General features: G+C 68.1%; 22 protein-coding genes, 1 tRNA gene and 1 pseudogene. 15 read left to right on the top strand and 9 right to left on the bottom strand.

All coding sequences use genetic code 11. The features are described from left to right. Positions 1–525: 525 nt before the first annotated feature. A complete protein-coding gene (locus ACGFU7_RS36900) occupies positions 526–1,569 on the bottom strand; it encodes a PP2C family protein-serine/threonine phosphatase (RefSeq protein WP_393701914.1) in 1,044 nt (347 codons plus the stop codon). A 574-nt stretch (positions 1,570–2,143) separates the two neighbouring features. On the opposite strand from ACGFU7_RS36900, the gene ACGFU7_RS36895 reads away from it, so the two are divergent. The 7 genes from ACGFU7_RS36895 to ACGFU7_RS36865 all read left to right on the top strand — a co-directional run bounded on the left by ACGFU7_RS36895 (position 2,144) and on the right by ACGFU7_RS36865 (position 9,067). Beyond that, positions 2,144–2,320 (top strand): hypothetical protein, encoded by a 177-nt coding sequence (locus ACGFU7_RS36895; RefSeq protein ID WP_393701913.1) that lies wholly within the window; start codon positions 2,144–2,146, stop codon positions 2,318–2,320. Positions 2,321–3,022: 702 nt separating this feature from the next. Further along, complete coding sequence (locus ACGFU7_RS36890) at positions 3,023–3,784, top strand: DeoR/GlpR family DNA-binding transcription regulator (protein ID WP_393701911.1); 762 nt, start codon at positions 3,023–3,025, stop codon at positions 3,782–3,784. Between the two features lie 169 nt (positions 3,785–3,953). Beyond that, entirely contained in the window at positions 3,954–5,309 is a 1,356-nt protein-coding gene (locus tag ACGFU7_RS36885; RefSeq protein WP_393701910.1) for an ABC transporter substrate-binding protein, read from the top strand. After that, positions 5,306–6,268: a carbohydrate ABC transporter permease gene (locus ACGFU7_RS36880; RefSeq protein WP_393701908.1), complete on the top strand. Its 963-nt coding sequence runs from the start codon at positions 5,306–5,308 to the stop codon at positions 6,266–6,268. The genes ACGFU7_RS36885 and ACGFU7_RS36880 overlap by 4 nt, the downstream gene beginning before the upstream one ends. After that, complete coding sequence (locus ACGFU7_RS36875) at positions 6,265–7,170, top strand: carbohydrate ABC transporter permease (protein WP_393701906.1); 906 nt, start codon at positions 6,265–6,267, stop codon at positions 7,168–7,170. The genes ACGFU7_RS36880 and ACGFU7_RS36875 overlap by 4 nt, the downstream gene beginning before the upstream one ends. Continuing rightward, on the top strand, positions 7,167–8,156 hold the full coding sequence (locus ACGFU7_RS36870) for a zinc-dependent alcohol dehydrogenase family protein (RefSeq protein ID WP_393701905.1): 990 nt from the start codon (positions 7,167–7,169) through the stop codon (positions 8,154–8,156). The genes ACGFU7_RS36875 and ACGFU7_RS36870 overlap by 4 nt, the downstream gene beginning before the upstream one ends. Beyond that, complete coding sequence (locus ACGFU7_RS36865) at positions 8,153–9,067, top strand: PfkB family carbohydrate kinase (RefSeq protein ID WP_393701903.1); 915 nt, start codon at positions 8,153–8,155, stop codon at positions 9,065–9,067. Before ACGFU7_RS36870 ends, ACGFU7_RS36865 begins: the two co-directional genes overlap by 4 nt. 190 nt (positions 9,068–9,257) lie before the next feature. Here ACGFU7_RS36865 and ACGFU7_RS36860 read toward each other — a convergent pair whose 3' ends face one another. The 3 genes from ACGFU7_RS36860 to ACGFU7_RS36850 all read right to left on the bottom strand — a co-directional run bounded on the left by ACGFU7_RS36860 (position 9,258) and on the right by ACGFU7_RS36850 (position 10,382). Beyond that, the gene (locus ACGFU7_RS36860; RefSeq protein ID WP_393701901.1) at positions 9,258–9,491 is read right to left on the bottom strand and encodes a hypothetical protein; all 234 of its coding nucleotides are present in this window, start codon (positions 9,489–9,491) and stop codon (positions 9,258–9,260) included. Beyond that, positions 9,488–9,949, bottom strand: a complete 462-nt coding sequence (locus ACGFU7_RS36855) for an ATP-binding cassette domain-containing protein (protein ID WP_393701923.1) — start codon at positions 9,947–9,949, stop codon at positions 9,488–9,490. Before ACGFU7_RS36855 ends, ACGFU7_RS36860 begins: the two co-directional genes overlap by 4 nt. A gap of 70 nt (positions 9,950–10,019) precedes the next feature. Then, a complete protein-coding gene (locus ACGFU7_RS36850; protein ID WP_393701899.1) occupies positions 10,020–10,382 on the bottom strand; it encodes a hypothetical protein in 363 nt (120 codons plus the stop codon). An 886-nt stretch (positions 10,383–11,268) separates the two neighbouring features. On the opposite strand from ACGFU7_RS36850, the gene ACGFU7_RS36845 reads away from it, so the two are divergent. From ACGFU7_RS36845 to ACGFU7_RS36815, 7 genes and pseudogenes are all read left to right on the top strand, one after another. Further along, positions 11,269–11,601 (top strand): hypothetical protein, encoded by a 333-nt coding sequence (locus ACGFU7_RS36845; RefSeq protein WP_393701897.1) that lies wholly within the window; start codon positions 11,269–11,271, stop codon positions 11,599–11,601. Between the two features lie 14 nt (positions 11,602–11,615). Then, on the top strand, positions 11,616–13,229 hold the full coding sequence (locus ACGFU7_RS36840) for a helix-turn-helix domain-containing protein (RefSeq protein ID WP_393701895.1): 1,614 nt from the start codon (positions 11,616–11,618) through the stop codon (positions 13,227–13,229). Continuing rightward, positions 13,230–13,805, top strand: a complete 576-nt coding sequence (locus tag ACGFU7_RS36835; protein ID WP_393701893.1) for a transcriptional regulator — start codon at positions 13,230–13,232, stop codon at positions 13,803–13,805. Positions 13,806–13,868: 63 nt separating this feature from the next. After that, positions 13,869–13,942: transfer RNA gene (locus ACGFU7_RS36830), tRNA-Met, on the top strand. A 121-nt stretch (positions 13,943–14,063) separates the two neighbouring features. Further along, a pseudogene (locus ACGFU7_RS36825) lies at positions 14,064–14,502 on the top strand (transposase); the annotation flags it as partial. A gap of 340 nt (positions 14,503–14,842) precedes the next feature. Further along, positions 14,843–15,640, top strand: coding sequence for a hypothetical protein (locus ACGFU7_RS36820; protein ID WP_393701891.1), 798 nt, complete (start codon positions 14,843–14,845; stop codon positions 15,638–15,640). A gap of 213 nt (positions 15,641–15,853) precedes the next feature. Continuing rightward, complete coding sequence (locus ACGFU7_RS36815; RefSeq protein WP_393701889.1) at positions 15,854–16,021, top strand: hypothetical protein; 168 nt, start codon at positions 15,854–15,856, stop codon at positions 16,019–16,021. Between the two features lie 205 nt (positions 16,022–16,226). On the opposite strand, the gene ACGFU7_RS36810 is transcribed toward ACGFU7_RS36815, so the two are convergent. Beyond that, a complete protein-coding gene (locus tag ACGFU7_RS36810) occupies positions 16,227–17,009 on the bottom strand; it encodes a MerR family transcriptional regulator (protein WP_393701887.1) in 783 nt (260 codons plus the stop codon). On the opposite strand from ACGFU7_RS36810, the gene ACGFU7_RS36805 reads away from it, so the two are divergent. Next, positions 17,010–17,483: a DUF6194 family protein gene (locus ACGFU7_RS36805; protein ID WP_393701886.1), complete on the top strand. Its 474-nt coding sequence runs from the start codon at positions 17,010–17,012 to the stop codon at positions 17,481–17,483. It begins immediately after the preceding gene. 73 nt (positions 17,484–17,556) lie between these two features. Here the strand turns inward: ACGFU7_RS36805 and ACGFU7_RS36800 are convergent, their stop codons facing one another. From ACGFU7_RS36800 to ACGFU7_RS36785, 4 genes are all read right to left on the bottom strand, one after another. Beyond that, positions 17,557–17,922: a hypothetical protein gene (locus ACGFU7_RS36800; protein ID WP_393701884.1), complete on the bottom strand. Its 366-nt coding sequence runs from the start codon at positions 17,920–17,922 to the stop codon at positions 17,557–17,559. Beyond that, positions 17,846–19,615 carry a hypothetical protein gene (locus ACGFU7_RS36795; protein ID WP_393701882.1) on the bottom strand — a complete coding sequence of 590 codons (1,770 nt, stop codon included), beginning with the start codon at positions 19,613–19,615 and terminating at the stop codon, positions 17,846–17,848. Before ACGFU7_RS36795 ends, ACGFU7_RS36800 begins: the two co-directional genes overlap by 77 nt. Continuing rightward, positions 19,612–20,484 (bottom strand): hypothetical protein, encoded by an 873-nt coding sequence (locus ACGFU7_RS36790; RefSeq protein WP_393701880.1) that lies wholly within the window; start codon positions 20,482–20,484, stop codon positions 19,612–19,614. Before ACGFU7_RS36790 ends, ACGFU7_RS36795 begins: the two co-directional genes overlap by 4 nt. Positions 20,485–20,673: 189 nt before the next feature. Next, entirely contained in the window at positions 20,674–22,170 is a 1,497-nt protein-coding gene (locus tag ACGFU7_RS36785) for an IMP dehydrogenase (RefSeq protein WP_393701921.1), read from the bottom strand. Between the last annotated feature and the right edge of the window lie 19 nt (positions 22,171–22,189).

The raw sequence follows: 22,189 nt of genomic DNA, 5'->3' as shown, positions 1-22,189 counted from the left end.
TCACCAACCCCGTCGCCAACATCACCGCGGCCGCCAACTACGCCGCCCACCGCTACGGATCGATCGACAACGTCAACTCCGCCTACTGAGCCACAAACACAGCCCCCACCTCACGAACCAGGACCGGCATCGGCAGCAGCACCACTGCCTGAGCCGGTCCTTCTGCTCAGCACGCCATCCCGCACCGGCTCAGCGCCCGCCGTCGCGTCCCCGAAGACTTCGACGGCCTCACCCTGATGCGCATGACAGGGCTCCCACCCGTGTCGCCTGAAGTGAATCAAACTGCGAAGACCGCTTTGATCTGCAGGTCAAGAAGCATCCTCCGCGCCGAGCACCGCCTGGAACACCCAGGACGGCGAATCCCGCCCTGGGCAGACCCACCGGATCAGCCACAGGCCGGAGCACCTCGTTCGCGGCGCAATGTCCCAGAGGAGTCCCGCGAGTGCCACCGCACCCCTCTTTCGTAGCGTTGTGGTGTGCCGATATCGGCGGGGCAGGCGAGCCCCACTCACCGCTTCCAGCCACCTACGCGGGCTGTTCCGGGGCCAGGGTATTCGGGCACCGCACGGCGAGGGCCGCGATGTCGTCGTCGAGCCTTCCGCCGCTGTAGTGGAGCAGGGCCCGGTGAAGCCGGTCGAGCAGCTCGCGGGGCGCCGCCTGGCCCTGCCGCCGCATCCAGTCCGGCAGGGGGAAGAATTCGCCGGTGCGGTTCCGGGTCTCCGTCACGCCGTCGGTGTAGAGCAGCAGTTGGTCGCCTGGGGCGAAGGTGACGGTGTCGACGTAGTAGTGGTCTCCGATGAGCGTCGCGAGGTTCAGGGGCGGCGAGGGAGTGGTGGGCTCCAGGACGCGGATCTCGCCGCGGTGCACGATCAGCGGCGGGGGATGCCCGCAGTTGAGAAGTCTGACGTGGCCGCCGCCGTGCGGGATCTCCGCGATCAGAGCGGTGGCAAAGCGCTCCGGCAGGTCGTGGGCGGGGAACGCGGCGCTGTGGCGGGTGATGCTGGTGTCCAGGCGGTGGGTGATGCCCCTCAGGTCGGGCTCGTCGTACGCGGCCTCCCTGAAGCAGCTGATCACAGCCGAGGCCGCCCCCACCGCGGACAGGCCCTTGCCGCGTACGTCGCCGATGAGCAGCCGGACCCCGTACGGTGTGTCGGCCGCCTCATAGAAGTCGCCGCCGATCCGGGCCTGCTCTTGAGCCGCCAGATACAACGACTCGATCTCGACGTCCTTGATGCGGCGCGGCAGGGGGCGCAGCAGCACCTTCTGGGCAGTGTCGGCGATGAGCCGGATGTGGAAGAGCGCCTCCTCCCGCTGGAGTCGGACATGGCTTGCGTATGCGGCCGCCAAGGTGACCGCGACGATCGCAGCCGCCGTGTACGGCGTCCCCAGGTCGGTGTAGACGAGGCTGAGGCCGATCATGACCAGAAGGCAGAACGTCCCCAGCAGGACCGTGGGGAGCACGGGCCACATCGCGGCGGCGAGGGCGGGTGCGGCGGGCAGGAGGCGGCTGACGGCGATCTCCCTCGGCGTGGAGAACGCCAGGCCGGCAATGAGGACGGTAAGGATCACCGGTGACAGCGGGACAGATTTCCACCGGCCACCGTAGGGAGGACGACGGCGCCGCAGCCACCCGGGCATGATCACAAAATGCATCATATCGTGACGAAGCGTCTATTGAGCTCTATGGAACATGCATCCCATGCGTGGTGATCAGCCGCCTGAACGGCGGATGCGTGGTCTGCTACGCCGCTGATTTTGGGCTCCTGCCTTCTCTGGAACCCAGCGTACGCAGCCCGCTCGGCACGCCTGAAGCGTGAATCGAGGGCCGCGGGGAACTGTGCAGCGAGGGTGCGCAAACTGGGGCTGGACGGCAGGATTGAACGGCTGGGCCCGCATGCGATCTACGAGTGTGACGGCCGGATTCGTCAGATCTGCCGCGTTGTACGAGGCGTCGCTGCCTCGCTTGCCCGGTGAGAGCTTCGGGATTGCCTGGTTCTTGTCGGCGTTACCGCTGAGGTAAGCCTCGGCCGGAACGTACGGCAGTCCGTCCACACGGAACCGGATGCTGTCGTCGGAACAGGGCTTACGGGCGTTACGTCCGGGGCACCGCCTCCGGCAGCCGCGTCTGACAGCAACAACCCCCATGTCCCAAGACATCGCCATGGGGTCGTGGGCGAACATCTCGCTCGGCTTCACCTACCTGTCGCCCGTCGTCGGTGAAGCGGGCGCTGATCTGCTCCCGGTCGTCGGCGCAGTGCTGCCAGGAGGTGTAGTGGACCGGGATCACCCTGCGTGCGCCGAGCGAGCGGGTGAGCGCTGAACCCATGCGCTGACGCGGTCACGCTCGCCCCGGCCGACTCCCCGCCGACCACCACCGGGCCCGCCGGGTGAGGGACGCCGCGTACCGGTAACCGTCCAAGAGCAGCCCCCGGCCAGTTGCTGGGCCAGGACGCGCGCCATGGACACTACGCCGGTTCGGAAACCGTCGCCGTGGATGTACATGACGACCAGGGCGTCGCGGGCGTCATCGGTGGTCAGCAGGATTGATCCGGCGAGGAGTTCCATGACCGGCCGCTCCGTCACGCCCGGCAACCGAGGGCCGGCAACTTGAGTCCGGCGCCGGCGGCAGGCTCCTTTACGACGGCGAGCAGTCCGCGCGCCACTCGTTCGGATCATGGTGCCGATCAGAGGAAGTTCCTCCACCGTTCCCTTCCTGAGCGTGAGCGTCCTTGTTCCGTCCCCAGGGACGGTGTTCGCGAGGCCAGGCCGATGACCATTCGTGTCCGCCCGCGGGCGCGATTCGGGCGCCCTGACTCAGTCAAGCGGGCAGCGTTCTGCAGCCCGGAAACCGACAGCGGCTGGGCGACCAGCACTGATGGCATCCGGGAAACGGGCACGAACGGGCACAGCGCATGCCGTGAAGAAGCTGGTCGAGCGACTGCTCTTGCTTGTACAAACTACGCAAGGGTCCGAACGGACGCGGGCCCGCAGCAAGATCGCAACTCGAGCAGGGAAGTGTGCCGTGGACACCGAGGAACGCCGACGGGGAATTCTCGAGACGGCCCGACGGGACGGGGCCGTCGACGTCAACCGGCTGGCCGACCGGTTCCAGGTGGCCAAGGAGACCATCAGGCGGGATCTGCGCGCGATCGAGGAACACGGTCTGGTCCGGCGGACGCACGGCGGGGCGTATCCCGTGGAGAGCGCCGGCTTCGAGACCACACTCGCAACACGGACCACCCGCCATGTGCCGCAGAAGTCGCGGATCGCTGCGGCGGCCGCAGATCTTCTCGGTGACGCGGAGACGGTCTTCGTCGACGAGGGCTTCACCCCGCAGCTCATTGCCGAAGCTCTCCCGCGGGACCGGCCCCTGACCGTGGTCACCGCGTCCCTGGCGGTGGCGACTGTCCTCGCGGACGCGGAGAAGATCGCCGTGCTTCTGCTCGGGGGGCGTGTCCGTGGCGGCACCATGGCCACGGTGGACCACTGGGCCACCCGCATGCTCGCCGACTTCGTCATCGATCTGGCGTATGTCGGTGCGAACGGCATCTCCCGCGAGTACGGACTGACCACGCCCGACCCGGCGGTCAGCGATGTCAAGGCGCAGGCCATGCGCAGCGCCCGCCGCCGGGTGTTCACCGGCGTCCATACGAAGTTCGGCGCGGTGAGCTTCTGCCGCTTCGCCGACGTCGGCGACTTCGAGGCCGTCGTCACCGACGCCGGACTCTCCTCGGCCGAGGCCCAGCGTTACTCCCTCCTCGGCCCGCAGGTCATCCGCGTCTGAGGAACTCCGTACGCCCTCTGCCCTCGCCGGGACGGCCAGGGGGCACGGCCGTCATGCCCAAGTACACAGAACACACCGAACACAGAACGCCGAAAACACGAGCGCAGAGCACCGAACACACGAGCGCAGAGCACCGAACACGAGCCGCTACAACCGATCAGGAGAACTTATGCCCCACCAACAACGACGGCGCGGCATCCGCGTGCGTGCGGTCGCGGGCACGGCAGCGATGGCACTCCTCGCCGGGTGTGCCGGAGCCGGCGGTACCTCCTTCGGAGGGGGTGACGCACTGAACGTACTCATGGTGAACAACCCGCAGATGGTCGAGTTGCAGAAACTCACCGCGGACCACTTCACCAAGGAGACCGGCATCAAGGTCAACTTCACCGTGCTCCCGGAGAACGACGTCCGCGACAAGATCAGCCAGGACTTCTCCAACCAGGCGGGCCAGTACGACGTCGCCACCATCAGCAACTTCGAGGTGCCCTTCTTCGCGAAGAACGGCTGGCTGCACGCACTCGACGAGTACGCGGAGCAGGACACCGTCTTCGACCAGAACGACATCCTCGAACCCCTGCGGGAATCCCTCACCGCCAAGGGGAAGCTCTACGCCGAGCCGTTCTACGGCGAGTCGTCCTTCCTGATGTACCGCAAGGACGTTTTCGCTGCGAAAGGGCTGAAAATGCCGGCGAAACCCACCTGGCAGCAGGTCGCCGGCCTTGCGGCACAGGCGGACGGCGCCGAGCGTGCGATGAAAGGCATATGTCTGCGCGGGCTCCCCGGCTGGGGCGAGGTCATCGCCCCACTCACGACCGTCGTCAACACCATGGGCGGCAGCTGGTTCACCGAGGACTGGGAGCCACGACTCACCTCCCCGGAGTTCAAGAAGGCGACCCGGTTCTATGTCGATCTCGTCCGTGAACACGGTGAGTTGGGCGCCCCCCAGTCGGGGTACGCCGAGTGCCTCAACAACATGACGCAGGGCAAGACCGCCATGTGGTACGACGCCACCGCGGGCGCCGGATCGCTGGAGGCGGCAGGCTCCCCGGTGAAGGGAAAGATCGGATACGTCCCCGCGCCGGTGGAGCTGACCAAGAGTTCGGGCTGGCTCTACACCTGGGCCTGGGGCTTGCAGAATGCTTCCAAGAAGCCCGACAAGGCGTGGAAGTTCATCTCCTGGGCCTCGGGCAAGGAGTACGAGACGCTCGTCGGCGAGAAGAGCGGCTGGGCCGATGTGCCTGCGGGCAAGCGGGCCTCCACCTACGCCAACCCCCACTACCGCGAAGCCGCGGGAGCCTTCGCGGACGTCACCGAGCAGGCCATCGCCGGCGCCGACCCGTTGAATCCGGGCACTCAGCCGCGCCCCACGGCAGGCATCCAGTTCGTCGGCATCCCCGAGTTCACCGATCTCGGCACCAAGGTCGCGCAGGAGATCAGCGCAGCCATCGCCGGCCGCCAGTCCGTCGACAAGGCCTTGGCCGCCTCCCAGAAGCTGGCCGAGAAGGTTGCCAAGGAGTACCGATGAGCACAGTTGTCAGTACCCAGCCGCTGTCCCCTCCGAAGGCCGCCAAGCCGGCCCGTCGCAAGGGAGGAGCGCGCGCCTGGGCGACCCGGGCCCCGCTCCTGCCCGCCCTGGTCTTCCTGATCGCGGTCACCCAACTGCCGTTCGTGGCGACTCTGGTGATCTCCCTCTTCGACTGGAACTCCCTCAACCCCGACAAGCGCAGCTTCAACGGGCTCGCCAACTACGCCTCCGTCTTCACCGACGCAGCGCTGCGCGACTCGGTCCTCACGACGATCGTGATCACCGCGAGCGTCGTCGTCGCCACGGTGGTGCTGGGGCTGATACTCGCCCTGCTGCTCGATCGCACGTTCTTCGGCCGGGGCATGGTGCGCACCCTGCTCATCACCCCCTTCCTGATCGTCCCCGTCTCGGCCGCGCTGCTGTGGAAGCACGTGCTCTACAACCCGGAGTACGGGCTGCTCAACGGCGCACTGACCTGGGTCGGCGAGCTGTTCGGTGATACGTCCCCGAGCCAGCCGGACTGGATCTCGGGGATGCCGCTTCTCGCGGTCGAGGCCGCCCTCGTCTGGCAGTGGACGCCGTTCATGATGCTCATCCTGCTGGCCGGGCTGCAGAGCCGGCCCGCCGAGATCATGGAGGCTGCGCGCCTCGACGGTGCGAGCACGTGGCAGACCTTCCGCTACCTGACGCTGCCGCATCTGCGCCGGTACCTCGAACTGGGCGTCCTGCTCGGCTCCGTGTACATCGTGCAGAACTTCGACGCCGTGTTCACGATCACCTCCGGAGGGCTCGGCACCGCCAACCTTCCCTACACGATCTACCAGACCTTCTACCAGGCTCACGAATACGGACTGGCGTCCGCCGCAGGAGTAGTCGTTGTGATCGGCACGATGGTCATCGCGACGTTCGCGCTCCGGGTCGTCTCGTCCCTCTTCCGTGAGGAGGCGAACCGCGCATGACCGCTCCCACCGTCCCCGCCGCCCCCGCACCCGCGCCCCGAGCCGCCCGTCCGGGCGCTGTTCCCCTCGCCGCGAGACGAGCCGCGCGACGCTCCGCCGCGCTGGGTCTGCTGGCCTGGGTAGCGGGACTCGGCTTCTGTCTGCCCGCCATGTGGATGCTGCTGACCTCCCTGCACTCCGAGGCGGACGCGGCGACCAATCCGCCCTCCCTCACTGCACCGCTGACGCTCGGCAGCTATCGGGAGTTCTTCGGCGCGGGCAGCGGCGCGAGCCCCTGGCCGCCCCTGATCAACTCGCTCAGTGCTTCGGTCTTCTCCACCCTGCTGGTACTCGTCCTGGCCCTCCCCGCCGCGTACGCACTCTCCATCCGGCGCGTACGCAAGTGGACGGACGTGATGTTCTTCTTCCTGTCCACCAAGATGCTCCCGGTCGTCGCCGGACTGCTGCCCGTCTACCTGTTCGCCAAGAACGTCGGGATGCTGGACAACATCTGGCTCCTCGTTCTCCTCTACACCTCGATGAATCTGCCGATCGCGGTGTGGATGATGCAGTCCTTCCTCGCGGACGTGCCGGTCTCGATCATCGAGGCCGCGCAGGTGGACGGCGCCCGACTGCCGACCGTCCTCCTCCGGGTGGTCGCGCCGGTGGCCGGCCCCGGGATCGCGGCAACCGCACTGATCTGCTTCATCTTCAGCTGGAACGAGTTGCTCTTCGCACGGGTCCTCACCGGCGTCGTAGCCCAGACCGCACCCGTCTTCCTCACCGGATTCGTCACCAGCCAGGGGCTCTTCCTCGCCCAGCTGTGCGCCGCGTCCGTCGTTGTGTCCCTGCCGGTGCTCGCCGCCGGCTACGCCGCCCAGGACAAGCTTGTCCAGGGCCTCTCTCTTGGAGCTGTGAAGTGAAGGCAGCGATCGTCGAAGCTCCCGGCAAGGTCTCCGTCACGACAGTCCCCGATCCCACCCCGGGACCCCGGGAGGTCGTCGTCGCTGTTGCCTCGTGCGGGCTCTGCGGCACCGATCTGCACATCCTGGAGGGCGAGTTCGCGCCCACCCTGCCGATCGTGCCCGGACATGAATTCGCCGGAGAGATCGTGGGCATCGGCAGTGACGTCACGGAGCTGCAGGTGGGCGACCGGGTCGCCGTCGATCCGTCCCTGCACTGTCACGAGTGCCGTTACTGCCGCAGCGGGCGCGGCAACCTCTGCGACCGCTGGGCCGCCATCGGCGTCACCGTCCCCGGCGGCGCGGCGCAATACGCTGTGGCGCCCGTCGCCAACTGCGTACGCCTGCCCGAGCACATCGATGTGAAGGACGCGGCGCTGATCGAGCCGCTGTCCTGCGCGGTCCGCGGCTACGACGTACTGAGCAGCACCCTCGGTGCCCAGGTGCTGATCTACGGCTCCGGAACGATGGGCCTGATGATGCTGGAGCTTGCCAAACGCACCGGCGCGGCGGGGGTGGACGTCCTCGACGTCAATCCGGAACGCCTTGCCACAGCCGGTCTGCTCGGCTGTTCCCGCTCGGCAGCCAGGGCGGAGGAACTGGACCGCCCGGACGGCTGGGACGTCGTCATCGACGCGACCGGCAACGCGGGCGCCATCCAGGACGGCCTCGGCCGGGTCGCGAAGGGAGGTACGTTCCTCCAGTTCGGGGTCGCCGACTACGCGACGACGGCGGTCATCGAGCCGTACCGCATCTACAACCAGGAGATCACCATCACCGGTTCCATGGCGGTGCTGCACAGCTACGAGCGCGCCGCCGCGCTCTTCGCCACCGGGGCGCTGGACCCGTCCGTCTTCATCAGCGACCGGCTGCCGCTGGAGCAGTACCCGCAGGCCATCGACCGGTTCAAGGCGGGCCTGGGGCGCAAGATCGTGGTGGAGCCGTGACAGGAGGTCCCGACGCCGTCCTCGTCCTCGGCGAGGCACTCATCGACCTCGTACCGTCGCCCGGTGAGCCGGGCATCCGGCTCGCCCAGCCCGGCGGCGCGCCCGCCAATGTCGCGGCCGGACTGGCCCGGCTCGGAACGCCGACCGCGTTCGCCGGCGGTCTGGGCGGCGACGGTTTCGCACGGACCATCGAGCGGCGGCTGCTGGAAGCCGGTGTCGACCTCGCCCTCTGCGCACGCTCCGACCGCCCCACGGCACTGGCCGTAGCCGATCCCGGTACCGAGGGGACCGACTACCACTTCCACCTCCAGGAAACGGCGACGTTCCAGCTGCGGGACCGTGCGGCGCAAGCCACCCGCTTCGGCGCGGTGTATGTGGGAGGTCTGGCGAGCGTGGTCGAACCGGCGGCCGGGGCCGTGCGGGCGACCGCGCTGGCGGCCGCCGAACACTCCCTCCTCGTGGTGGACCCCAATGTGCGCGAGGACCGCACGCTGGATGCCGGCTGCGGCGTGGCAGCGCTGCGCGAGCTGTGCACCCTGGCGCATATCGTCAAGGCCAGCGACGAGGACATGCTGCGGCTCTGGCCGGACGCTCCGCCGGACGAGACCTGCCGGAGGCTCGCCGCCGAGGGGCGGCTGGTGGTCCTGACGCGTGGGGCCCGGGGCAGTACGGCCTACACTCCCGCCGCACCGCCGGTGTGCGTCGCGGCCGCACCGGTTGCGGTGGTCAACACGATCGGCGCAGGTGACGCCTTCATGGCGGGCATGCTGACCTGGCTCGCCGCCGACGGTTCCTTCACATATGACCTGACGGTGCGGCAGGCCGAGTCCATGCTGTCCTACGCCTCCCAGGTGGCCGCCTCGGTGTGCGCGCAGGCGGGCACCGAACCCTCGGCGCCCGTCGGTATCTGACGCGTCCGCACCGGACACACCTGCTCTGCCCCACCGGACTCCTCCGGCGGGGCAGAGCCCTGGCGGTGCGACTTCGCGAGTCGCGTCATGCCGAGTCGAGTTCGGTGTGGGGAGCGGCGACGACGCCATTGGCCGTCTCGGCGCCGCGTGCGTCCCGGGGGCACCGCAGGACACGGACGGCGGGCGTCGGTCAGGTGGACACGGTGAGCGGGCGCGGTGACGTGACGCCGGCGCCCATCCGCATCGTCTCTGTGAGCCTGCCGCGCAGCCGGGCGAATTCCGGTGACGAGCGGAGGGCGGCCACGTCGGCCTTCGGGCCTCGCTCCAGACCGACGGGGAACTCGGCGACGACCCTGCCTGGACCTGCGGCCATCACCAGCACCCGAGAGCCGAGGAGGACGGCCTCCTCCGCAGAATGGGTCACGAACAGCACCGTGGTGCCGAGCCACGTGGCAAGGGTCCGGACCTCCTCCTGCAGGCGTTCCGCGTCAGCGCGTCCAAGGTGGCGAACGGTTCGTCCATGAGTAACATTTCGGCCTCCGCCGCAAGCGCGCGGGCGATGGCCACGCGCTGCTGTTGGCCGCCGGACAGTTCCCTCGTGCGGCGGCCGGACATGCAGGGCAGGCCGACCCGCTCCAGGAGTTCCTCGATCCGTGCGGCTCGTGCGGGGCGCGGGACACCGTGCCGGGCCAGGGCGAGCGCGAGATTCCCGGCCACCGTCCGCCAGGGGAAGAGGCGGGGCTGCTGGAACCCCCCTGCGCGGCTGCCTGGTTCCGGTGCGGCGCCTCTGACCAGGGCGCTGCCCTTCGCAGCCTGTTCGAAGCCCGCGACCACACGCAGCAGTGTCGTCCTACCGCACCCCGATGGGCCGACGATAGCCACGAACTCCCCTTCTGCAATCCGCAGTTCGACGCCGAGGACACCGGCGGCTGCCGCGGTTGCCACGGGAGAGTCAGCCTGCGGCACGGGACAGCTCCTTCACCGCAAGGGCCCGGCCGAACACGGCCTCGTCCGGGACCGCATCGACGGCCTTCTGGCTCGTGAGGAACACGGCTGCGTCGTGAAGGTTCGAGGCGAACTTGCCGGGCGCGCCCGGCTTTCCCAGGTACACAGGCCCGGTCTGCTCCTTCGCGCTCAGCAGCACCAGTTGGGCGAGCTGCCGTTCGGCCTCGGCCGGGGGCAGGCCGACTTCCGCGCCGATGGATGCCGCCGCCTTGTCCGGTGTCTTCCGGGCCAGTGCGACGGCCTGGTCCTCCGCCTTCAGCCACGCGGTGACGATCTCGGAGTGCTTTGCGGCGAAGGCATTGGTCACCACGCCCAGGTCGGCAGTGGGCTTGCCCTGTTCAGCCAGTTGCCGGCTGCAGATCAGGACCTTGCCGTCCTTGGTGAGCTCGCCGAGTGTGGGAGGAGCAGCTGCCCGTTGTCGGCTACGTCGCCGTCGGGGATCAGCGCGGTCAGGACACGGCGGGCACGACCGACGGAGCGCATGGAGGAGGGGAGGCGCAGGCCGGTGATGGGCCGGATACGCATTGGGCATGCTCCAGGGATCGTCGGGCGGGGGATGGTGGTCCGGCGGTCCTGTGACCGCCCCGGGCGTCGGGACAAGCCCCCTTCTGTGCTGCGTCCCCCGTCTGCTCTCCACGATGGGAGCCGGGCTCTTCCAGTGGACCGGCCATCCGGCCGGGCTTGGGGTGGCCGAAAGTACGACCCGCCACCCCCGCCGACCTGCGGACCCACCTTCCTGCACCATGGCCACCCCGGGTGGCACCTCTTCGGGGCCGGACTCCGGCCTCGGTCCAGTCCGCAGACGCCGTCAGGCCGTAACCCACTGCACCCGACCTGTTCTGTGGGTACGTCCCGCCAGCTCACGCTCTTGCACAGCACGTAAACAATGCCCCGCAGAGCGGCCTGGTCATCCACCGGCAACCGCCCGGGATACCGATGCCGCCGAGAGGCGGACGAGGAGGCAGCAGCGGGGCTGTGCGTTCCCACGGGCCATCAGGCACAAGATCAGCAGACACCCGGCAGATCCTGCCGACACTACACCCAACTACCAAGCCAACACACCGATCTCATTCTGAAACGATCAGTAAGTCGTGCTGGTGCCAGGCGAGTTGAATACTCTCTAACTTGTTGCTAAGTTATCCGGTCTGTGGTAACTTGGCAACAAGTTAGAGAGTCTTTCTTCGAGGGGTGGATGGGTGCTTCAGATCCAGATCGGTGCCGAGCGTGCCGCGGACGCGGACGACCGCCTGAAGCGGACCGTCATCGGGTGGCGCCCCGGCATGAGCGAGGACGAGGCATGGGAGGCCGGTCGCGGGATCTGGAAGTTCAACGCCGACCGGGCCCTTTCCCAGAACGAGGTGCAGATCATCAATACCGCGGGCACTGTGCTCGCGGTCGCGAAGATCATCGGGATTTCCAAGCACGGTGACCGCTACGCCCTCGAGGGCGATCTCCTGCGCGGCGACTCGCGTGTCGGCAGACCAACCCCCAGCCCGCATCTGTCCCGCAACCCTGTCACCTACATCTGAAGGGGGCGGTCTTGGTGAGCGACTTCGATGCGATCGACTCGCTGCTCGCCGCCGTCGGCCCGGAAGCCGAACTCCCGGCAGCTGAGGCGCGCCGCGAGCTGCGGGAGCGGGCCCGGCTGTCCAAGGCGCAGGTGGCCCGCGCACTCGGGGTGAGCCCGTCCACGGTCAGCGGGTGGGAGAGCGGCCGGGACCCGGCGGGCGAGATCCGCAACAAGTACGCGTATCTGCTGGACGGTCTGGCCGCCAAGCTCGCCACCGAGACGGAGACCGAGACCGAGACGGCGACCGCCACCGAGACCGAGAACAAGGCCGAGACCGAGGCGGCGCCGGCTGTGGAGCAGCCCGTGACGCCAGAGACCGCTGCAGCGGCCGACGATCCTTCGCCGGAGCCCGGCCAGGGCGCCGATGAGGTGGAGGTTCTGACCGTGCCGGAGCCGTGTGTGCTGTGCGGATCTCCGGCCGTGCACCAGGTAGCAGGGTTCGCCCAGCACCTGGACCCGGCCGGCTGCCGGCCCACCGCCACGGCCCGGACCCAGGCTCCGGCGGCTGCGCCCGTTGCTGCGACTGCGCAGCCGACGCCCGCCTCGAAGCCGTCGCGCGCACCGCGTACGACGCGCCCCTCCGAGCGTCCCGCAGGCCCGGCACGGCGTGCGTTCCAGGAGCCGTCCGGACCGGTCGATCTGATCGGTCAGGCGGTTCAGGCCGCGCTCGCGGAGCACCAGGGCGATATCGAGGCAGCATCGGCGGCGTTGTTGAAGCGGGCGATCCCGGACGCGATGAGGCTGCTGGACGAGACCCGCAAGGGCGCCCGCTACGACGTGATCGCCCACCCCTGGATCCCCGACATCCTCAAGAAGCAGACCTCCCGCGGCGCGGACCAGATCTGGGAGGCCCGCCCGAAATGGACCCGCCACGAGCTCCCGCCCGGCCGGCATGAGGTGACCGCGCTGGACATCAACGGCGCCTATCTGTCCGCGTTGAAGACGCATTTGCCACTCGGGCAGCTGGAGCATTCCACCGGCTTCACCCACGACCGCCGCCGCGCTGGAGTCCATCTGATCACCCCGCCGGAGTGGGAACACGAGGCGGTGCTGCCCAACCCGATCGGCAACCGGGACGAGCCCGGCCCGCTATGGGTGACCGAGCCGACCCTGCGCCTCCTGCTGCGCCTGTCCGGCCCGAAGCATGGGCTGTGCGAGCCGCCTCAGATCCATGAGTCGTACACCTCCGGAGCCACCGAGAACCTCCTGGAGAAGTTCCGCGTCGCCCTCAAGGACGCCCGCGACCTGGCGATCGAACAGGGCGATACGGTGACGCTCGAGTACGTGAAGGCGATGTACTCGAAATTCGTCTCCACGATGGGGGAGTCGAACTACAACCGGGAGCTCTACCGCCCGGACTGGATGCACATCATCCGCTCCCAGGCGTTCTCCAACCTCTGGATGAAGGCCCTCAAAGCCCACGATGCGGGCCTCACGGTCGTGCGTGCGATGGGTACCGACGAGCTCCATGTCATCGGCGACTGGCATCGTGTCTTCCCCGAAGGCCGCGGTGTCACCGAGGTCAAGACGAAGGACACCTACACCGTCGGCAGCGACACCGACGACACCACCGGGGAGGGGCAGTAGATGCCGGAGAGGAACCTCGACTTCGGGAAGTTCGGTGCCCGCGGTATCAAGGGCAGTGACGCCGTTGCGCGCAAGCTCGATGAACTCGCGGGTGGCATCGCCACCCCGGTCACTGCGAAGCGCGGTCTGATGGCACGCCTGCACTACCTGACGAAGACGGACCACAGCCGTACCGCGGCCAGGGAAGCCGGCCTGACGGTGACCGACCGCACGCTCAAGGCGTGGCTGGAGGGCAAGCGCCGGCCGTCGAAGGCCAGCCTGGAACGCATCGACGCCGCGTACCGGGCAGTGCGCCGCCACAACGTGGCCCGCCATCTCCTGGCCCGCCTCAACCGTGACGGACGCGGTACGCGGGTGGAGATTCACCCTCTCAACCAGTCGCAGGTGGCCAGACCGCTGCAGCGGGTGGTGGAGTACCGGACGGTGAACGTACGCCGCTGGGACAGGATCGTCGGGGCCTGGGCGGCCGGCGACCACCAGGGCCTCGACGACGCGTGGACCACCGATGTGCTCCCGGACCTGGGCAGTCAGTGGGGGGCCTACGAGTACTGCACCAGCGTCGGCTTCGCCGCATAGAAGCCCCTCGGCAGGAGGTGGTCCCGAGTGCGCTCTGTGATGGCGTACGGTGGGGATCACCGACGCGGGGTGGAGCAGCTCGGTAGCTCGCTGGGCTCATAACCCAGAGGTCGCAGGTTCAAATCCTGTCCCCGCTACTGCTGAAGAAGGGCCCGGATCCACAGCGGATCCGGGCCCTGCCGCGTGAAAGGTCTCACGAAGAGGCATGACCGGGAAGCGCCCGCGGCGGGGACGAGGTCACCACGGTGCCCGTAACGCCGTCGGCTCCCGTCCCGCCGGGTCCTGAACGACGAACCGGCCCCTGCTGGAACTGATCGGGGATGTCCTGGCTCTCGACAGCGACGTGCTGTGGGCTGTCGATCTCAACCACGGTGGTGCCGCCCTGCTGATCGGGCTGCTGCTCGGTCACGACCAGCCGATGGTCTACATCACCGGCCTGACCATGCACCGTGCCTCGGCCTCCTACCGGGGCGAGGGCAAGACAGACGCCAAGGCCGCCTTCGTCATCGCCGACCGGCTCGCCGGCTACGCCGGCCTGGCACCGGCCCCACGCGACTCCGGCCGCTTCAGCGGCAACCTGCGCCGACCACGCCGGTTCCACCGCGGCCTGCTCAGCGCCTTCTACCTCTCCTCGCTGTCGAGCCTGAAGAGCTGCCCGGCAACGAAGGCGTACTACCAACGCAAACGGCCTGATGGTCATGTGCGTGCTTTCCCTGGAGAGGTACTGGGGTTCTGGCGTTCCGGTCACGCCGATGACGCTAATTGCCGGTGGACCTGCACAGCCCGGCTTCAGTACCGCATTGAGGGTTTCTACGGATGCCCGCGCGGGACGGCGCGTGTGAAGCTCCCTCCAGAGCCGCCGAGAGCGCTCCCGGCCACCTGCCTGCCGCCGCCGCACCCCCCCGGACGGCCTCGGCTCGCAGCGGGGCCAGTAGCCTGCGGTTCGCGTCTTTGCTGCTCGCACCCCTGCTGGTGCGGGTGACCCCGACGGGCGGGCCACACCGATCCGTTCCCTGATCACAGACAAGGCGAACGTCATGGCACACAACAAGAACGGCGACACCCCGCTGCCCATCGATATGGCCGCGATCCGGCAGACCGTTGAGGTGATGCGGGCCGAACGGGCCGCCACGTTCGAGGCCGACGACAGCGGCTGGCTTGCCGACCTTGTGGAGTGGGACCTCGACAGCTACCAGGAGTTCGTCGCCCAGCTGCGTGTCACCCTCGACCCCGAGCTGCTCGGGTACGTCCCAGAGATGTGCGCCAAGACTCTCGGCGACACCGGAACGAGCCGCACCCTGATCGGCGACCAGCAAGTGGACACCCCGTTCTTCCACCACGGCGACCTGGTGGTCAAGGGCGACCTGGGCGTGGGCGCGCCCTTCGTGGTAACCGGATCGGTGACGGTCGAAGGTGTGGTGGCGGACTGCGCCCCCTACTCGGTGGTGGCGATCGGCGGCACGGTGAAGGCTCGGGGGGTCCTCACCAGCGGCGAGATGCTGGTCATGGGCGACATCGAGGCCGACGTCGTCTACGGCGACTACAACGACAGCACGCTTCACGCGGGCACCATGCGCGCCCGTCTGGTCATCGAGGACGACCACGAGACGATCGCGACCGTGGAGGCGGACCTCTACTTCGACCTGGACGACTACCAGCAGGGATACGGGGACGGCGTGCAGGAGCAGCTGCGCGCGTTCCTGGTGGACGAGGTCTTCGCCGCCGACGAGGACGAGGACGAGGACGAGGAGATGTTCGACGCCAGCCTGCTCTTCGCACGGCTGCGCGAGGGCCTGCCCGTCTTCCGCGCCGACGCGGCTCCCGAGGGGCGCTGAGGCCCGCTGGCGAGCTCGTCCGTCGGCCTGGGTGCCCATCTCCCGATTCACTCACCGAACTGCCAGGCACATCACCCATGGAGCAGCCGCAGATGGCCGATAAGGAATTCCGGCACAGCGATCCGGAATCCGGTCCGGTGACAACCGTGCACTTACCGGCGGGGTTTCGAGTCCCGGCGGGACCCCGCGGTACGCGGCACCCTGCTGAACGTCATGCTGCAGAGCACCGACCGCGAACTGCCCGCACTATGGCTGGAGATCCTGGAGAAGTCCGGTGCCACCGCCGGGCTGTGCGACGCCACGATGCCCGACGAGGAACGCCCTGCCGACGGCGGCGCGGGCTGGCTGAAACGGTATCTGGCCTTCCGGCGGTACATGTAGTCGCGCCTGTAGAGCGTCACCTGCCGAGGCTAGGGCATCCGTTCGGTCTGAGCGACCGGCAGCCGCGTGACGAGCCAACCGCCTGGTCCCGCCGGGCCCACGCACTCGCTGTTTGACACGCCAGCTCATGGGATGTCTGTCAAGTTCTTCTGTTCAGTTCATTCTCTGAACTAGCTGTTGCAGAGCGGAACGTTGTTGACGGAGCTCACGTCTGGGTGGCGGCAAGGACTGTACTGAGTGCGACGGTGGCGTCGAGGAGGGCACGGGAGCGAGCCGCGATGCTCACATCTCGGGCCGCCAGCGCGGCTCCGATGTCTTCCGACCGGTGCCCGCGCCGCAAGCCCGGCATCAAGGCCCGGAGCTGGTCGACGCGGTACCCGGCGCTGCGTAGCTGGTGCACAATCCGGGCGTCCCGAGTTTGGGCCGGTGAGTATCGTCGCGTTCCTCGCGGGGAGACCCGGTCAGGAACAGCAAGCCCCTCGGCGTCCCAGTGCCGCAATGTCGATGGGCGCACTCCGAGCGCGGCGGCAAGTTCGGAGACGCTCATTGAATCCGATGGGCGTACGTCTTCGACCAGCTCGGCAGAGATCGCCGCGGCAGCCTCCTTGGCGAGTTTGAGGTCCGTACGCTCCCGGTCGAGTTGGGCGTGCGCCGCGTCGAGGAGTGCAAGTACTTCCGAGGCCGGGCACTCATGCACGGCACGAACGATCCGCTTGGCCTCAACCGGACCCGTGCCGACTGCGAGGGTTCGGTAGGCCAGGGCGGACTGTAGGTGAATTTCCCCGTAGATCCGGTAGCCCGCAGCTGAGCGCGTCGCTGGCGGCAGGACACCGTCGCGTTCGAGATTGCGCACCTGTTGAACGGAGTACCTGGCACGTCGCGCGACATCGACTGTGCGCATGGCCGACGACTTGAGAGTTGACACCCCAAGCTCCTCTGTCTTCCGGCTCAAAGTCTCCACAAGCACCTTAATGAAACGCTTGAGCACATGACCATAGAAGAGATCATCGACTTCGTAGAGGACCTGGATGGAGCCCTGGCCATCAGGCCGGGACCCGACGACGGCTCACCAGAGATCAGTTGGGGGGATACGTTCTTCTTCTACTCTCCTGAGGGCGTCATGCCGAAAGTGACTCAACCGTTCGCAACGATCGTGACGAACAACCAGCCGGGCGACGAGAGGTCTCGCCTGGACCGCCCGGATACGTTCCGCATCAATATGGCCGCTGGGAAGGAATCGTTTCTCAACTGGACCGGCCACGCGCCGCGCGAACCAGCCATCGACGACGACCCCAGCGTCACCGATGCTGTGATTGCACACCCCGTCTACGGCTCCGTCGGCTGGCTCGCGGTGGTGAATCCGGGCCAGCGGACCGATGCGGCAGTCCGCGAGCTGCTCCGCAATGCCCATCACCTCGCACGTTCACGCTATGAGCGACGAACGGGCTCAACGACGAGCTGATAAGGAACGTCGCCAGCTGAGGCAGGGCCCTGTGCCGGTTGAGATCGGAGCGGGCTCTGCAACGCCAGATTCTTCAGGTTGTCGATCGGCGGAACGGGACGACGTTGTCGGAGACAGGTGCGCGCTCTGCCTGCCTGTCACTCTCATGAGTGAGAACAGCGCTGGCGAGGGTGAGCCTGGTTACCTGCTGGCGAAGTTCCTCGATTTCGGCCGTCGGGTTGGCAATGGTCTTCTTGAGCTTGGCGACGGTCTCCCGGAGCCGTTTCTCGGGTTCCGGGACCTGTCGGGTTTCGTTGCGGACGCGCTCGTAGAACTCGTTCTTCAGATCGGCGTGCCGCTTCATGGGGGCCATGCGGTGGACGTCAGCCTCGGCGGCGAGGGCGACGATGGTGAGGCTGCCGTTGGAGGCGGTGGCCTGTCCGCTCAGGAGCCGGTCCATGGCCTTGCGGTTGCGGGCGCGTTCTTCGTCGCGCTGTCGGTTCATGCGAGGGCCTCGGCAGTCTGGGCGGTGGCGTCGTGGGCGTCGCGGTAGCGCGGAGTTTGGCGGCGTTGGCTCGGAGGCGCTTGGCGATCCTGTCGGGTGAGTGGGTGGCCAACTGCTCGATCTCCTTGACTCGTTGCCGTAGCTGGTGGGCGTGAGCGTCGGTGCGGACCGTGTTGCCGCAGCCGGACTGGCAGGCGTACTGCCTTGGGGCCGTGGCGCCCGGCTTGGGTTCGCAGAGGGCGTTGTCGTGCTTGAACGCGCAGATCCGGAACGCGTCGGGGTTGTCATAGATCACGACGCCGTCCCGGGCCTGATCCAGCGCCTCATGGGCGCCAGCCTCGAACACCTCCCGAGAAGCGCGCTGAACTTGCTGATCGGGCAGCACGTAGACGCTTTCGTGGGTGCCCTGGGTGTGCTGCAGCGGCCGGCCCTCGCGGGTCACCGTCGTCCGCCGGATCCGCTGGAACGGAGAGCCAGCCAGCCCGTGACTGTGTGCCCACCACTTCGCATCATCGTCGGAGACGCCGAAGACCAGCGGACCCACCCGGCGAGGCCGGTCCAGATCCAGGGGTTCACGCCCGAGAACAGCTGTGCGCGCGGTCATCAGCAGGTCCGTCCCCGGTGCCAGGCGGCTGACCAGTGCTCGCCCCCAAGCGGTGGCCTCGAGTGCCTGGGTGACCAGCCGCCCGGGGGAGTCGGCCCCGGAGTCAGTGATGTTCTCCGTGGAGAACCAACGGCCCTCGCCCGATCTGCGCTTCTCGACCTGAACCTGGTAGGTCACCGACGCTGTCTCCCCGGCCGAGGGCGCCGTGGACGGTGTGGGCATCCGGTCATAGACGGACATGTTCCAGGCGAAGTTGCTGCTGAGCAGAACGGCCAGAGAGATGAGCTCCCGGCGCGGGAGAAACAGCCTGCCCCACGTGTTCTCAGTGCTGCTTCCACCCAGCAACCTGCGATTGATCACGATGGACTGCTCGCCTGGCAGCAGCCTGCGAGGGACGTCGCCACTCTGCGCGAGGTGATCGAGGACCTGGCCGATCCGCCAGTCGCGGCTGCCCTCGACCAGGTCACCCGCCCGCCATGCCTCCAGCCGAGCCGTATTTTCCCGTATCCGCATCCACGCGGCCCGGAACTGCCGCTGCGCGGCCAGGAGCACCCGATCCCGCTCAGCCTCCTCGTAGGACTGCTTGCTCGGCGCCGGGTCGGGGACCCGCCGGGCCAGTTCCTCCGCCACGGGCCCAGCAGCCAGCCTCGGGTCGTTCGCCAGCAACCGCCGGACCACGCTCAACGTGTTCTTGCCGGTGTTCGTGGCGATGTGCCGGTCCCGCCAGTTCTGGAGCATGAGCACGGTCAGACCGTCCAGGTCCTGCGGAGGGTTCTGCAACTGGGAGAGGAAATCCGTGAAGAGAAGGACTCTGTTCCAGCCGGCCCGGGCTGAGCGGTGACTGGTCCAGTTCCGGGACTGGACGGCGAAAGAGGCTGCGAGCGAGCGCTGCATCGGCCCGGCCACCGGCAGCTCCGCGAAGTCGTACTCCCTCGCGTAGCCGGCCTTGTTGAGGACCGTCACCACGAGGCCGTCCGGGGCCATCCGCGGTGCGGCGCGGTGACGGGCGGGCGGCAGGACGGCTTTGCGCCCGTGCCCGCTCACCGGACCTCCCCGAGAAGCGTGTCAATATCCTGGATCCCGGTGGTCTCCCGGGCGAGCCGGGCGAAGAAGCCGTCCAGATCTTCGACCCCGGTGTCCTGGTCATTGGCCGAGTTGGCAGAGGCCAGGATCGACTCCAACTGAAGATGGGCGACCGGCGCGAGGTAATGCCGCTTCGTCACCTCCACGTCCGCGTGCCCGAGGATGGTCTTCACCAGCCACCACGGATCGCCGAACAACAAGGCGAAGTCCCGCCGGTCCGCCTTCGTCAGCCCGAAGCGCGTCTCCATCAGCTGGTTCAGCACAATCAGCAGATAGAGCGCCGCCGAGTGCCGGGTCGAATGCGGGGTCGCGTACGGACTCTTGCCCCGGACCTCTGCCAGGCGGAAACCCCGCCCGATCTTCCGCTCCTCCGGCGTGAGCAGGACGTTCTCGCAACGCAGGTGCGCCGCTCTGAACACGCCGTTCCACCCCTCGGGCGCCATCGGCAGGCCCTGCTCGGTCAGCCACAACCACGCCGGTTCCGGCCCCTCCGGCTTCTCGACGAACAGCCACTGACGCTCACGCCAGCCCAGCCGGCTCAGCTCCCGCTCACCGACGACACCGTTGAGGTCAACCCACCCAACCTTCGGTTTCAGCCCGCTGGTCACCCTCGTGACCAGCCACATCACCGGAAGACGCTCGTAGCGGCCCGCAGCCTGGGCCCGCTGGACGGCCCACGCCAGCTCGGAGGCCACGTATGCCTCAACCTGCCCGACAGCATCCAACGAGGCGTAGAAGACCCGGCTGTTCTTCGAACGGGTCACCGCCCCGGCGACGCGACCGTGACAGTAGCGGCCAAAACGAAGCTGCTGGGTGGCCAGCTCGGACATCAGCAGCGAGCCGCCCTCCTGCCGGGGCAGGCCGGGATGGTCCTTTGCAGGGTGGAGGCGATGGCGGGCGAGTTGTAGTGCTCGACCACGCTGCCGCGGCCGATCGCCTGGATTACTGGCGGGAGGGGGTTATTCCGACTGTGCACTATTCCCCCCTCCGGCCAGTAGTCCGTGGCTCTTGGCAGCCTCTCAGGCGACGGTCGCCGGGGTGTCCCGCAGGGTGACGTTGGCGTGGCTCTCCTGGAAGCTCTGGTCGGAGACCAGGGTCAGCCGGGCTGTGGACTGGAATTCCGGAAGAGTGGCGGAGCCGCAGGACACCATCGTGGTCTTGAGTTTGGCGATGGTCAGGGCGAGCCCTTCGTCGAGGTCGCCGGCGTAGGGGACGTAGCCGTCGACGCCTTCCTCGAAGATCAGCCCCTGGCCACCCTGGCCATAGCGCTGCCAGTTGCGGGCCCGGTTCGAGCCTTCGCCCCAGTACTCCTTCACGAAGCCGTCCCGGGTGGCGAGTTTCGCGCCGGCGGCCTGGTCGAAGCGGGCGAAGTAGCGTCCCATCATGACGAAGTCGGCGCCCATCGCCAGTGCCAGGGCCACGTGGTAGTCGTGCACCAGTCCGCCGTCGGAGCAGATCGGCACGTACTCGCCGGTGCGATCACGGAAGGCGTCCCGGGCCGCGGCGACGTCCAGCACCGCGCTGGCCTGGCCGCGTCCGATGCCCTTCTGGTCGCGGGTGATGCAGATGGAGCCGCCGCCCACGCCGACCTTGACGAAGTCCGCTCCGGCCTCGGCGAGGAAGGTGAAAGCTTCACCGTCGACCACGTTGCCGCCGCCGGTCGGGATCTCCGGGTAGTGCTTCTTCACCCAGGTCAGGGCTTGCGCCTGCCAGTCGCTGTAGCCGTCGGAGGAGTCGAAGCACAGGGCGTCCGCGCCCGCCTCCAGCAGGGCGGGGACGCGCTCTTGGTAGTCGTGGGTGTTGATGCCCGCGCCCACGCGCAGGCGCTTGGAAGTATCCACGGCCTGGTTCGGGAAGCGCTTGTTGTCCGTGTAGTCGGACCGGAACACCAGATACTGGAGATGACCCTCGGCGTCCAGCACCGGGAGGCAGTCCAGCCGCTGGTCCCACAGCCGCGCGTTGGCCTCGGAGAGCGTGGTGTCGGGCCCGGCGTGGGGAAGTTCGGCGATGGCGGTCATCCGACCGCTCACCGGTCCGTCGAGGTCGTGGCGCTGGGGGTGGAAGTCGCGGGAGGTCACCAAGCCGAGCAGGCGGCCGGCGGCGGTGCCGTCGTGGGTGACCGCGGCGGTGCTGTGACCGGTGCGTTGCATGACGGCGAGCAGGTGACTCAGGCTGTCTTCCGGGCGGACGTTGGTGTCGCTGGTGACGAACCCGGCCTTGAAGTTCTTCACCTGGCGGACGGCTGCGGCCTGGTCCTGGATCGACTGGTTGTGGTGCAGGAAGCTCAGACCACCGTTGCGCGCGAGCGCGATCGCGAGATCGGGTGTGCTGACAGCCTGCATGATCGCGGACGTGAACGGGGACTGCAGCTCGACCGCCGACGCCTCGCCCGCGATGTGCCGCACCAGGGGCGTGCGCAAGTCAACCGTCGCAGCCGAGCAGTCGGTCCGAGTCCGGTTCGGCAAGAGCAGAAACTCGTTGAACGTCCGTGAGACCTCGGCGATGATCTGTGCCACTCGTTCCTCCTGACCCGTC

Source organism: Streptomyces sp. NPDC048473, from assembly GCF_043200155.1.
Taxonomy (GTDB): domain Bacteria; phylum Actinomycetota; class Actinomycetes; order Streptomycetales; family Streptomycetaceae; genus Streptomyces.
Note: the sequence above shows the minus strand (reverse complement) of the source record. Positions and strands in the feature narration are given on the sequence as shown.

Coding starts and splice junctions, on each gene's coding strand:
- ACGFU7_RS36875 (WP_393701906.1), top strand. CDS start 6,265: ATGACCGCTCCCACCGTCCCCGCCGCCCCCGCACCCGCGCCCCGAGCC.
- ACGFU7_RS36835 (WP_393701893.1), top strand. CDS start 13,230: ATGCCGGAGAGGAACCTCGACTTCGGGAAGTTCGGTGCCCGCGGTATC.
- ACGFU7_RS36820 (WP_393701891.1), top strand. CDS start 14,843: ATGGCACACAACAAGAACGGCGACACCCCGCTGCCCATCGATATGGCC.
- ACGFU7_RS36895 (WP_393701913.1), top strand. CDS start 2,144: ATGTCCCAAGACATCGCCATGGGGTCGTGGGCGAACATCTCGCTCGGC.
- ACGFU7_RS36790 (WP_393701880.1), bottom strand. CDS start 20,484: ATGTCCGAGCTGGCCACCCAGCAGCTTCGTTTTGGCCGCTACTGTCAC.
- ACGFU7_RS36885 (WP_393701910.1), top strand. CDS start 3,954: ATGCCCCACCAACAACGACGGCGCGGCATCCGCGTGCGTGCGGTCGCG.
- ACGFU7_RS36880 (WP_393701908.1), top strand. CDS start 5,306: ATGAGCACAGTTGTCAGTACCCAGCCGCTGTCCCCTCCGAAGGCCGCC.
- ACGFU7_RS36815 (WP_393701889.1), top strand. CDS start 15,854: ATGCTGCAGAGCACCGACCGCGAACTGCCCGCACTATGGCTGGAGATC.
- ACGFU7_RS36800 (WP_393701884.1), bottom strand. CDS start 17,922: ATGGACCGGCTCCTGAGCGGACAGGCCACCGCCTCCAACGGCAGCCTC.
- ACGFU7_RS36805 (WP_393701886.1), top strand. CDS start 17,010: ATGACCATAGAAGAGATCATCGACTTCGTAGAGGACCTGGATGGAGCC.